The organism is Curtobacterium sp. LFS079 (genome assembly GCF_047977865.1).
In the GTDB taxonomy this organism is placed as follows: domain Bacteria; phylum Actinomycetota; class Actinomycetes; order Actinomycetales; family Micrococcaceae; genus Arthrobacter.
Genome location: NZ_JBFPFO010000010.1, coordinates 110200 through 121980 on the forward strand (window position 1 = coordinate 110200; position 11781 = coordinate 121980).

The 11781-nt window shown below is 66.1% G+C and carries 11 protein-coding genes; 2 read left to right on the forward strand and 9 right to left on the reverse strand.

The window, feature by feature from the left end:
- Positions 1 to 275 precede the first annotated feature (275 nt).
- The 5 genes from groL to ACNQPB_RS15755 form a co-directional block, all read right to left on the reverse strand.
- Positions 276 to 1904 carry a chaperonin GroEL gene (groL, locus tag ACNQPB_RS15735; RefSeq protein WP_498753268.1) on the reverse strand — a complete coding sequence of 543 codons (1629 nt, stop codon included), beginning with the start codon at positions 1902 to 1904 and terminating at the stop codon, positions 276 to 278.
- A 300-nt stretch (positions 1905 to 2204) separates the two neighbouring features.
- Positions 2205 to 3488 carry an ABC transporter substrate-binding protein gene (locus ACNQPB_RS15740; RefSeq protein WP_498753269.1) on the reverse strand — a complete coding sequence of 428 codons (1284 nt, stop codon included), beginning with the start codon at positions 3486 to 3488 and terminating at the stop codon, positions 2205 to 2207.
- A gap of 26 nt (positions 3489 to 3514) precedes the next feature.
- Positions 3515 to 3718, reverse strand: coding sequence for a cold-shock protein (locus ACNQPB_RS15745; protein WP_115789218.1), 204 nt, complete (start codon positions 3716 to 3718; stop codon positions 3515 to 3517).
- A gap of 187 nt (positions 3719 to 3905) precedes the next feature.
- Positions 3906 to 4493, reverse strand: coding sequence for a LytR C-terminal domain-containing protein (locus tag ACNQPB_RS15750; RefSeq protein WP_498753271.1), 588 nt, complete (start codon positions 4491 to 4493; stop codon positions 3906 to 3908).
- Between the two features lie 56 nt (positions 4494 to 4549).
- The gene (locus tag ACNQPB_RS15755) at positions 4550 to 4885 is read right to left on the reverse strand and encodes a DUF3263 domain-containing protein (RefSeq protein WP_498753273.1); all 336 of its coding nucleotides are present in this window, start codon (positions 4883 to 4885) and stop codon (positions 4550 to 4552) included.
- 117 nt (positions 4886 to 5002) lie between these two features.
- Here ACNQPB_RS15755 and ACNQPB_RS15760 point away from each other — a divergent pair, with 117 nt between their 5' ends.
- Positions 5003 to 5770: a uracil-DNA glycosylase gene (locus tag ACNQPB_RS15760; protein WP_498753275.1), complete on the forward strand. Its 768-nt coding sequence runs from the start codon at positions 5003 to 5005 to the stop codon at positions 5768 to 5770.
- A 70-nt stretch (positions 5771 to 5840) separates the two neighbouring features.
- The gene (locus ACNQPB_RS15765) at positions 5841 to 6683 is read left to right on the forward strand and encodes a siderophore-interacting protein (protein WP_498753276.1); all 843 of its coding nucleotides are present in this window, start codon (positions 5841 to 5843) and stop codon (positions 6681 to 6683) included.
- Positions 6684 to 6701: 18 nt separating this feature from the next.
- Here the strand turns inward: ACNQPB_RS15765 and ACNQPB_RS15770 are convergent, their stop codons facing one another.
- From ACNQPB_RS15770 to ACNQPB_RS15785, 4 genes are all read right to left on the reverse strand, one after another.
- Positions 6702 to 8201 carry a threonine/serine exporter family protein gene (locus ACNQPB_RS15770; protein ID WP_498753278.1) on the reverse strand — a complete coding sequence of 500 codons (1500 nt, stop codon included), beginning with the start codon at positions 8199 to 8201 and terminating at the stop codon, positions 6702 to 6704.
- 63 nt (positions 8202 to 8264) lie between these two features.
- Positions 8265 to 9338: a lipid II:glycine glycyltransferase FemX gene (locus tag ACNQPB_RS15775; RefSeq protein ID WP_498753280.1), complete on the reverse strand. Its 1074-nt coding sequence runs from the start codon at positions 9336 to 9338 to the stop codon at positions 8265 to 8267.
- A gap of 64 nt (positions 9339 to 9402) precedes the next feature.
- On the reverse strand, positions 9403 to 10224 hold the full coding sequence (locus ACNQPB_RS15780; RefSeq protein ID WP_498753282.1) for a DNA/RNA non-specific endonuclease: 822 nt from the start codon (positions 10222 to 10224) through the stop codon (positions 9403 to 9405).
- Between the two features lie 55 nt (positions 10225 to 10279).
- A complete protein-coding gene (locus tag ACNQPB_RS15785; RefSeq protein ID WP_498753284.1) occupies positions 10280 to 11695 on the reverse strand; it encodes an L-serine ammonia-lyase in 1416 nt (471 codons plus the stop codon).
- Positions 11696 to 11781: the final 86 nt, after the last annotated feature.

Sequence of the window (11781 nt, forward strand, 5' to 3'; positions counted from 1 at the left end):
CCTTCAATCCTGCCAGACGGCACTGACAGCGGAGCCCACCGGGAGGGAGGCCGGGAAGGACGACCCGGAAAAGGGCCCGGAAAACGCCGACGGCGGCTCCCACCGAAGTGGGAACCGCCGTCGGGCGCTATAGCGGGAGGGCTGGGCCCACGCGCCCGGGGGACCCGCTGTGCAACGCGCTCTGCGCGCTGAACAGCGGGAGGGCTGGGCCCACGCGCCCGGGGGACCCGCTGTGCAACGCGCTCTGCGCGCTGAACAGCGGGAGGGCGTGGGGATTAGAAGCCGCCCATGCCGCCCATCTCGTCGGCGCCGGGGCCTGCCGGGGCAGACTTCTCAGGCTTGTCGGCAACAACGGCCTCGGTGGTCAGGAACAGGCCGGCGATGGAGGCAGCGTTCTGCAGGGCAGAGCGGGTGACCTTGACCGGGTCGTTGACGCCGGCAGCCAGCAGGTCCTCGTAAACGCCGGTGGCGGCGTTCAGGCCGTGGCCGGACGGCAGGCCGCGGACCTTGTCCACCACAACGCCCGGCTCGAGGCCGGCGTTGAAGGCGATCTGCTTCAGCGGAGCGTCGATGGCAACGCGGACGATGTTCGCACCGGTTGCTTCGTCGCCTTCGAGCTGCAGGTTGGCGAATGCCTTGGCACCGGACTGGATGAGGGCAACGCCACCACCGGCCACGATGCCTTCTTCAACGGCAGCCTTCGCGTTGCGGACGGCGTCCTCGATGCGGTGCTTGCGTTCCTTAAGCTCGACCTCGGTTGCGGCACCGGCCTTGATGACTGCAACGCCGCCGGCCAGCTTGGCCAGGCGTTCCTGCAGCTTCTCGCGGTCGTAGTCGGAGTCGGAGTTCTCGATCTCGGCACGGATCTGGGCCACGCGGCCGGCGATCTGCTCGGCGTCGCCGGCACCTTCGACGATGGTGGTCTCGTCCTTGGTGACGACAATCTTGCGCGCCTGGCCCAGCAGTTCGAGGCTGGCGTTCTCCAGGCTGAGGCCGACCTCGGAGGAGATGACCTGGCCACCGGTGAGGATGGCGATGTCGGCGAGCTGGGCCTTGCGGCGGTCACCGAAGCCCGGTGCCTTGACGGCGACGGACTTGAAGGTGCCACGGATCTTGTTGACGATCAGGGTGGCCAGGGCCTCGCCCTCGATGTCTTCGGCGATGATCAGCAGCGGCTTGTTGGACTGCATGACCTTCTCCAGGACCGTGACGAGTTCCTTCACGTTGGAGATCTTGGAGTTGACGATCAGGATGTACGGGTCTTCGAGGACCGTTTCCTGGCGCTCTGCGTCGGTGACGAAGTAAGCCGAGATGTAACCCTTGTCGAAGCGCATGCCCTCGGTGAGCTCAAGCTCCAGGCCGAAGGTGTTGGACTCCTCGACGGTGATGACACCTTCCTTGCCGACCTTGTCCAGGGCTTCGGCGATGAGGCTGCCGATTTCGGTGTCGCCGGCGGAGATCGACGCGGTGGCGGCGATTTCTTCCTTGGTTTCGATTTCCTTGGCGGAGTTCAGCAGTTCGGCGATGACGGCGTCAACGGCCTTCTCGATGCCGCGCTTGAGGGACAGCGGGTCGGCACCGGCGGCAACGTTGCGCAGGCCTTCCTTGACCAGGGCCTGCGCCAGCACGGTAGCGGTGGTGGTGCCGTCGCCAGCGACGTCATCCGTCTTCTTGGCAACTTCCTTGACCAGCTCGGCGCCGATCTTCTCGTAAGGATCGTCGAGCTCGATCTCCTTGGCGATGGAAACACCATCGTTGGTGATCGTGGGGGCGCCCCACTTCTTCTCGAGGACGACGTTGCGGCCACGCGGGCCGAGGGTGACCTTGACGGCGTCGGCGAGGATGTTCAGACCCCGCTCGAGACCGCGGCGTGCCTCTTCATCAAATGCAATGATCTTGGCCATAACGGCGGTAGTCCTTTCGGGACAGTCGATAAGAAGGAGCCCTGCAGTGGTGCCCGCGACGGACGGCCCGTTCCTTGCGGCCTCTGTATGCCGCGCAGTCCGAACCTCACCCCAGCAAGGTTTCTTGATCCCCCTGGCACTTATGCGTCCCCTAAGCGGCCGGAGCCGGCAGCGGATTAGCAGTCGATGCCAGTGAGTGCTAAGTCAATAATTAGCACTCACCCGTGGAGAGTGCAAGCAGTAGCCTGCCCGGACAGCCAAGTAGCGGGACCGTGTTCGCCAGCAGTGATCATCCGCAGCTCATGAAGCGGAGGAGCGTGTGGCCGTTTCCTTGCCGTCAACCTTCGCTGTGTTGTCCGGGCCGTAGGTCAAAACCATGTAGTTCGCCGAAGTGATGTCACCATTGGCGTCGAAGCCGATGGAGCCTGATTCGCCCTCGTAATCGGGCGTCTTGCCGGCCTTCAGGACCTCGAGGCATTCCCGGTAGCTGCTGCAGGCGGTCCGCTCCCCTGCGGCGGCGGCCTTCGGCATCACCCCGCCGGAGACGGTGGTGAGCCACGCCGCGACTGACGCTCCGGCGTCGTCCTCCGCTGCGGCTGCGGCAATGGCCGCCAGGTTCACGGCGTCAAACGTTTCGGCCGCGAAGGTCATGTCCTTCAATCCCGGGTCGACACCCACCAGTTCATTCTGGAAGTCCGTCCCCGGGAAGGCCCCGGGCAGCACTCCACGCGCGCCGTCCAGGCCGCCGGCACCCAGTTCGCTGCCGTACTGGCGGATGGCGCCGTCGCTGAGGATCAGTTTCTTTCCGGAGATTCCCGCGTTGACCAGCTCCGAAAGGGCAGCCTGCGCACCGCGCCGGGCAACGAGGACGACGGCGTCCGGGGCCGCATCCTTGAGCGTCGCGACGGCGGATCCGGCCTTGCCTTCGGCGAAGCCTGCCGCCGGCAGGACCTCCATGCCGAGCCGCTTGGCAGCGTCAGACACGGCGTCGGAGACCTGGCTGCCGTAGTCGCTGCTTTCGTGCAGCACGGCGAGCCGCCGGGCTCCGCCGTCGCGGGCAAGCTTTGCCAGCACGCTCCCTTGCACCGAATCGGCGGGCGCGGTGCGGAAGTAGTACCCTCCGCTCTTGTAACTGCTAAGTGCCGTTGACGTATTGGCAGGCGAAATCACCGGCACTTTGGCCCGGGCAAGGACGTCGATCGCCGCCGGGGCATGGCTGGAATCACTTGGTCCGATCACGACGTCGGCATGGGCGTCAAGCAGGGAGCGCGCCTGGGCGCCGGCGTCCCGGTTGAACGCCGCGGCATCGGCCGCGGGAGCGGGCGGGATCAGCTCCACAGGCCGGCCCTTGTGCCCGCCGGCAGCATTGATCTGTGCGATGGCAAGTTTGGCGGCAGCGAGTTCCGAGGAGTTCAGGAACGCCGAATCGCCCGAATTGTCGAGGATCAGACCGATCCTGAGGGTCCCGTCGCCGCTGGCTTCGACGCGGTCCAGGCGGGCATTTCCGCTCGGCGCGGCGCATGCCGGGATGCCGAAGAGCAGTCCCGGGACAAGGGCCAGCGCCCACAGACGGTGGTTGAACACTGGACGCCGGCGGAGCGCAGAAGGCACTAGATCAACCGGACGCTCTCTGCCTGCGGCCCCTTCTGGCCTTCGCCGAGTTCGAATTCCACCCGCTGGCCCTCTTCAAGGGCGCGGAAGCCGTCCATCTGGATGGCTGACCAGTGCACAAAGACGTCATCCCCGGTTTCATCCACAGTGATGAAGCCGTACCCCTTTTCGGCGTTGAACCATTTAACGGTCCCCAAAGCCATGTTCCCCACACTTTCAGTTTGCGTGCCGCCCCCGGGATCTCCGGAGCAGCTTCCACTACTGTAACCAAGCTCATGCGTGCGGGGGACGGCGGGGCGGGCATTGGGGACCAATGTTATTCACGCGTAACCGGCCGGGCCCACGACGGCGAGGGTTCCCTGGCCGAAGCGGAGCGAGGTCCAGTGGGGCTTAGTTGTACCCAGGGCCGAGGACGACGACGACCGGAACCTGGTACTGCGCGGTGTCCAGCAGTTCGGTGATGCCCAGGAGCTTGCCGAGCGCTTGTGCGTTGCCCTTCTGTGCCGGACCGTTGTAGAAGATCGCTGAGCCTTGCTGCGGCGCGCCCCGCCAGTTGCCGACGTCGGACAGCACCCAGCCGTCGTTCTGCACAGTCGTGGAAACCCTGCCGGCAAGGCCGCTGACGCCGGCACCGTTGTAGACAGCCACCGGAGTGGTCTTGTCGATGGCGGGAGCGCTTGGTGTCGGAGTCGGGGTGGGCGTGGGACTTGTGCTGGGGCTCGCACTGGGAGTGCGGCTTGCGGAGGGCGATGCCGAACCACTCTGCAGCGAGGCGCTCTGCTGGCTCTGCGGCGCCGACGAGGGGGCGGATTTTGGCAGGATCAGGAAAGCAGTCAGGCCGACCACCAGGGCCAGGGCGCCGAGGATCAGGACCGGCCACAGCGCCGGACGGGGTGCCGCTGCGACAACGCGGTGGACGCCCTGGCGCGAAGAGTTCTGCGGCACACGGTCGAATTCATCGCGGGCGAATTTGGTCATGATGAGACGGTCCTTGCTGCTTGCTGCTGGAATCAGCCCTGCACCGAAGCGCCGGCTCAGGCGTCGGATCCGAGGCGGCGGGCAGTGCGGGCCCGCTGACGTGACGTACGTAGTCTACGCAATCTCTTCACCAGCATGGGGTCATGCGCCAAGGCAGCTTCCGAGTCGATGAGCGCATTAAGCAGCTGGTAGTAGTGGGTTGCCGAAAGGTCGAAAAGTTCCCGGATGGCCTGTTCCTTGGCTCCGGCGTACTTCCACCACTGGCGTTCCAGGGCCAGCATCTGCTGTTCCCGTACACCGAGCGGGGAATCGCTGCGGACCTCAGCGGTGAGGTCATCCAATGCCCATCCGCCGCTTCCGGGCGCCATGGTTTCCTGCGCGGGCTCTGCCACGACACGCTCCTTCGACGCTTGCCAACACAATCCCTCCCCATGGTATCCGCCGAATAACAGCTGTGTCATTTAGCCGGGCCGTTTCGCGGCCGGGCCGGGCACGGGAAGAATGGAACCGTGGGAAGCGACGACGCTCTGTTTGAACTGGAAACCGGAAGCAGCTCCGCGGATTTCGAGGAGCTCTGCGGCCTGCCGCTGTCCGCGCTCGTGGCCCCGGACTGGGCCGACGCACTTGCCGGAGTGGAGGCCGAACTCCGCTCGGTGTTGGGGTTCGTTGCCTCGGAGGCGGCCCGCGGTACAGAGGTCCTGCCCGCCGCGGCAGACCTGCTGCGTGCGTTCCGCCAGCCCCTTTCCGGCGTGAAGGTGCTGATCCTGGGCCAGGATCCCTACCCGACGCCTGGCCACCCCATCGGACTCTCCTTCTCGGTGTCTGGACGCACCCGGCCGATTCCCCGCAGCCTGGCGAACATCTACCGCGAAATGGAATCCGACCTCGGCCTGCCGCCGCGGACGCATGGTGACCTCAGCGCCTGGAGCCGGGAAGGAATCCTGCTGCTGAACCGCGTGCTGAGCGTCGCCGCGGGAGCCGCCGGGTCCCACCGGGGCAAAGGCTGGGAGGCTATTACGACGGCGGCAGTCACCGCCGTCGCCGGCCGCCGCACCGCGGACGGGAAGCGCAAGCCGCTGGTCGCCATCCTCTGGGGGAAGGACGCCGCGGCAGTACAACCACTCCTGGACGGAACGCCGTCGATCTCTTCGGCCCACCCGAGCCCCTTGTCCGCGGCCCGGGGCTTCTTCGGTTCGCGGCCCTTCAGCAGGGCCAACGAACTGCTGGTCGAACAAGGAGCGACGCCGGTCAACTGGGAGCTGCCGGCGCGCCCCTAGCCGCGTGGTTCCCTTCCCAACCTTCGCAAGCTCGCGTCGGGACCCTCGGGAAAACGCTTAGGCTTAGCTTGTGACTTCCCTCCCGGCCACCTCCTCCGCAAACCGCACCAGCCGCCCGCAGGTCAACCTGACCGTGCTGCGCACCGAACAGCTGTCGCCGCACATGGTGCGCGTGATCGCCGGCGGCCCCGGATTCGCGGACTATGCGAACAACGACTTCGTGGACCGCTACGTCAAGATCGTCTTCCCGCAACCGGGCGTTGCCTACGAAGAACCCCTGGACCTCTGGAAGATCCGGGAAACCATGCCCCGGGAACTCTGGCCCCACACCCGCACCTACACCGTGCGTTGGGTGGATGGGGAAGCGCAGGAACTGGCCATCGATTTCGTGGTCCACGGCGATGAGGGACTGGCAGGGCCGTGGGCACTGCAGGCGAAGCCCGGCGACAGCCTGGTCTTCACCGGCCCGGGCGGCGCTTACAACCCGGATCCCGAGGCCGACTGGCACCTGTTCGCCGGCGATGACGCCGCCCTGCCGGCTATTGCCGCCTCGATCGAATCCCTCCCTGCCGATGCCAGGGGCCTGGCGTTCCTCGAAGTGGACAGCGAAGGCGACGTGCTGGAGATCAAGGCGCCGGCCGGCGTCGAACTTTCCTGGCTCTTCCGCGGAGGCGCCACCGCGGGCTCCAGCGCCCTCCTGCTGGACGCAGTACGGGACGCCGCTTGGTTGCCCGGGCGCGTGCACGTGTTCGCCCACGGGGAGCGCGGCTACATGAAGGGCCTGCGCGACATATTCTTCCGCGAGCATGGATTGGAGCGCGGCCAGGTGTCGCTCTCCGGCTACTGGGCCCAAGGCCGCGTTGAGGACCAGTTCCAGGCCGAAAAGAAGCTTCCCGTAGGCCAGATCCTCTAGGGCTTCAGCGCCGCAGTGTCAGCGGCGACGCCGGACCCGGCGCCGCTCGTTGCTGGCCAGATTCTTGGTCAGCGGACGCGCCAGGTTGTCGCCCAGGACGATTCCTGCGGCGGTGGCGAGGACGATTGCCCCGGCGTTGAGCATGCCGCCGGCCCCGGCAAGGATGTCCGCTTCCTCAAGGGTCAAGACATACATGGAACGGAATATTGTCAGGCCGGGCAGGAGGATCAGCGCCGCCGGAACGGCTACAACCAGCTGCGGCGCACCCAGCTTCAGCGCCACGATGCGCGCCAGGAGGCCGATCACTACCGCTGAAAGCGCCGGGGACAGGCGGGAGCCCATCCCCAGCGTCGAGGCTCCCCAGAGCACGAAGAAGCCCACCAGGCCGACCGCCGCCGTCGGGAGCAGCAACTTGAGCTGGGTCTGCTCCGTAATGCCGATGGCCACGACCGCCACCCCGATCAGAACCGCCTGCATCCACAAGGGATAGGCATCGGGAAAGGTCTGGGTGACGTCGATCGCCTCGCTGCCCAGGCGGTCACCAAGCACCACGGCGACGGCGATGCCCGCGACGATTGCGCCGAACGTCAGGATCGTGGACAGGAAACGTCCTGCCGCCGTCACCGGGAAGCCGTTGATGGCGTCCTGCACCGAGGAGACCAGGCGCCCCGTCGGCAGGAGCAGCAGGATGCCGCCCGCCACCACGATCGAGGGCGCGATATCCGCTCCGGCCCAGCGCAGCATCAAGGCGATGAAGGTCACCAGGAATGCACTGGCTGCGGTCACATAGAAGTCGGGGGTACGCCAGCGGCCCAGCTGCCGGGCGAGGAGGCTGACAAGCAGGTTCGAGGCGAAGGCGAGTGCGGAAGCGCCCGGCCCGCCGCCCAGCACGCCGACGAAGGCCGCGGCGAACACGCCGAAGGCGACGGTGACCATCCACCGCGGGAAGGGTTTGCTCTTGCGGATGATGTCGTTCAGGCGTCGGATGGCCTCGTCCCTGCCGACGCCCCCGGCCACGATGTCGGTGACCAACTGGTGCACCTGTGCCAGCCCGGCGTAGTTGTTGGTCCAGGAGCGCACCACCCGCAGCAGGGTCACGGGTGTCTGGTCCTTGGGTGAGTAGTTGATGGCCACCGACTGGTTGGTGATGTCCACTTCGATGTACTTCAGGCCCAGCGAGGCGGTGACCGCGATGATGCTGGTCTCCACTTCCAAGGCACCGGCACCATACCGGAACATTGTCTCCGCCAGATGAAGCGCGAAGTCAACGGTCTTCCGTGCGGAGGCATCCATCCCGCCCACTTGGATGGTCGGGTTCGCGTAGGGGCTGCCGGCAAGCCGGTCCACGATGCTCAAGGGGGCCGTGGGCGGGTTCTCGCCCTGCACCAAGCGCCGGAGCATACGCCTCGCGTTGATGTTTTGCTGTACCTGTGAAGGGCGGATCGGCTGGGTCTTGGGCAGCCCGTCCGTCGGTGGCCGGCTGCCTGCGTCCGACTGGTTCTTACTGCGGTCGGTCAAGCGGGTCTTCCTCCAGGTCCGGTGGCCGTCAAGGGCCGTGCAGCGAGTGCTGCTGCTGCGATTCTAGTAGAACTGCTGCCCGGTGCGGCGCGTGTAGAGCTGGCGGGCAATCCGCTCCCCTGCCACAGTCCAGAGCTTGTATTTCAGGGGGCTGAGCACCTGGTCGTAGCAGCCCACGAAGTCGGTGACGGTCTTGCTGAAGCTGGTCTTGAACAGGCCCAGGCCGTGGAACGGGTGGGAGCTGTCCTTGACCTTGTCCGCCGGCGGGGTGCCGCAGAAGTCGTACTCGGTGCAGCCCAGTTCCTTGACCTGGTTGATGGCGGTCCACTGCACCAGGTGGGAGTCGCCGTACTGGCCGCGCTTCTGCAGGGAGCCGCCGTCCTTGTAGGTGCCCTTGCGGCCGTAGTTGATCACGAAGGCTCCCACGGAAGGGACGCCGTCTTCGTAGACGAACAGCAGCCGGCCCTGATCACGTTTGATGAAGTTGGTCCAAAAGCGGTTGTAGTAGTCGAACTCGCGGACCCGCACCTGGGACTTGGCCTCCACCGTGTTGGTCATCAGACCGTACATCGCGCGGAAGTTCTCCTCGGTCGGATCCACGTTGAGCACCTCGACACCTTCACGGATGGCCCGGCGCACGGCGTTGCGGCCGCGGGAGTGGAGGGTGCGCAACAGCGGCTGCTCGTCCAAGGAGATGTCCAGGAGCGCCGTGGAATCGTTCGGCTGCAGGTTAGGCGTCTTCACCAGTCCGGTGGCCTCAATGGCCACCCGGGCTTCATCGGAGAGCACAATGTCCGGCTCGATCTTGATGGCGAACACTCCGGCCCTGCTCCGCTTCACGAACTCGGTGTTGGCGCGCACGATGCCCGCGATGTCAGCCACCTCGGCGACGTCCGGACCCTTGATGAGGTACCAGAGCTTGCCCAGCATCGGAAAGGACTTCTCCAGGACCAGGTTGTAGCTGGTGTAGTCCGGGCCTTCGTAGACCAGGTGGAGGGGCTTCCAACCGTAGTGCTGCTTCACCTCGGCGAAGGCCTCGGACTGCAGGAGGTTGCCGCCGTTCGGGTTGGCAGTCACCAAGGCATCCCAGTTGGCAATTTCCTCGGCAGTGGCAAAGCGGGCGGTGAATTCTCGCAAGGGGGCCGTGTCCAATCAGTCGCGTACAGGAGAAGCGCAGCCCCAAGTCTATCGGCACCGGGCACTACAGCCGGATCTGATCAAGGGCCTCCAGCTGGACGGCCTTGGGCCGCTGGCCAAGCTCGCGCTGCCCGCGGGCCAGGCGGTCGGCGTCGACGAGACCGTCGAGCGGCAGGCCGGTGAGTCCTGCGATGTCCTGGATAGGCACCTGGAATGTCCGGAACGGCCCCAGCGGTGGCGGTTCATCCGCGAGAAGCCGCTCCTTGGTGGCCTTTTCCAGCTCCACCTTCTCCAGCAGCGGGGTCTGGTCCACCACGAAGCCCGCGGCACCGAGTTCGGCGTCGTTGGTCCAGGCGGCGATCTTCCAGAATTTCCGCGGTACGTTGACGCCACGGTACGGCGGGTCATCCTCCCGCAGGACCGGCCCTGTGAACACACTCAGTTTGGCGTCGAAGGTGTCTGCGTGCTCCAGGACGTGGTCCTCGAGCCCAACCCACAGCTGCTTGCCCTGGTTGAAGTCGTCGATCTGGGGCGCCGCGTTGGTGAAGACGAAGGTGTCCTGGTTGGCGGTCTTTGCCGTTGCAGGATCCCCCCATACCGGGTCGAGGCGGCGCACCAGGTGCCCGCGGTCGAAGGCGTTGTTCTTGTAGACCTCCGGCCCCGCTTGCTGCTCCTTCGGCACCCGCGAATCGAAATGCCAGGTGCCCTCGCGCGCCAGGGGATCCAGCTCCCTGCCGCTGATATTGACCCCGACAATCGCCGCAAGTTTCCGGTCCGGCCGGAACCGCACCGAGAAATGCGTGTAGTCCAGAAGAATCGTCGTCACCGACGGACTAGGCAGCTCAAGGCCGGCCCGCAAGAACTTGCTGTCGTATCCCCCGCTCATGGGAAAAGCATGGCACTGGGCTCGGACAATAAACAGGGTGCGGCAGTAGGCAGCCTCAGCACTCCACCACGTTGACGGCGAGCCCGCCCATCGCGGTTTCCTTGTACTTGGAGCTCATGTCCTTGCCGGTCTCCCGCATGGTGACGATGACCTCGTCCAGGGACACCCGGTGAGAACCGTCACCCCACAGCGCCATCTTGGCGGCATTGATGGCCTTCGCTGCGGCGATCGCGTTGCGTTCGATGCACGGAATCTGGACCAAGCCGCCGATGGGGTCGCAGGTCAAGCCCAGGTTGTGCTCCATGGCGATTTCTGCGGCGTTTTCCACCTGCGCCGGTGTGCCTCCCATGACCTCTGCCAGGCCTGCCGCGGCCATGGACGACGCCGAACCGACCTCGCCCTGGCAGCCCACCTCGGCGCCGGAAATGGAAGCCTGTTCTTTGTAGAGCACGCCCACGGCACCGGCCGCCAGCAGGAACTTCACGATGACATCGTCGCGGTCCTCCTGTGTGGCCTTGTCCATGCCCGGGGCGAAGTGCAGGGCGTAGTAGAGCACAGCCGGGATGATGCCGGCTGCGCCGTTGGTGGGCGCGGTGACCACCCGGCCGCCGGAAGCGTTCTCCTCGTTCACGGCAAGGGCGATCAGGTTGACCCACTCCTGCCAGTACTTGGGGTCGTTGTCCTTGTCCTCCTTCAGGAGGCGCTCGTGCCAGTCGGGGGCCCGACGGCGGACCTTCAGCCCGCCGGGCAGCACGCCTTCGCGCTTGATCGACTTTTCGACGCAGCTTTCCATGACGGACCAGATGTGGAGCAGGCCCACGCGGATTTCCTCTTCAGAACGGGAGGCAAGCTCGTTGACCAGCATGATCCCGGAGAAGCCCAGGCCCTTCGAAGCGCAGCGGCCCAGCAGTTCGGCGGCGGTGCGGAACGGCAGCGGGAGTTCCTTCTTGGACTCGTCCAGTTCCTTCTGCGCGGCGTCCTCTTCGCCCTCGCGCACAATGAAGCCACCGCCCACCGAGAAGAACGTGGCGGTGTGCAGCACCTCGCCGTCGGCGTCGCTGACGGTGAAGGTCATGCCGTTCGTGTGGCGGGGCAGCACGGTCAAGGGGCGCAGCACCATATCGGACACGCCATACGGCAGGGCCACGCCGTCGTCGGGGTCCTGGGAGCCCGCCAGGTGCAGGGTGCCGGTTTCGGCAATGGCGGCAAGGCGTTCCTCGACCTCTTCGGGGAGGATCACCTCGGGGTAGTAGCCCTCCAAGCCGAGCAGGATGGCCGTCATGGTTCCGTGGCCGTGCCCGGTGGCGGCCAGCGAACCGTACAGGTCCACGCGCAGGGACGCCACGCGCGGGAGCACGCCCCGTTCCTTGAGCTCCTCCGCAAATACCGCGGCAGCACGCATCGGCCCCACGGTGTGGGAGCTCGAAGGGCCAAGGCCAACAGTAAAGAGGTCAAAGACGCCAACAGCCATGGTCGGTTCCTAACTAGGTGGTTACATCTGGGGTTCCGTTGGAACCGGCATCCTCCGCGTGCTCGGTCGCGAAAACGCCCGCTGCG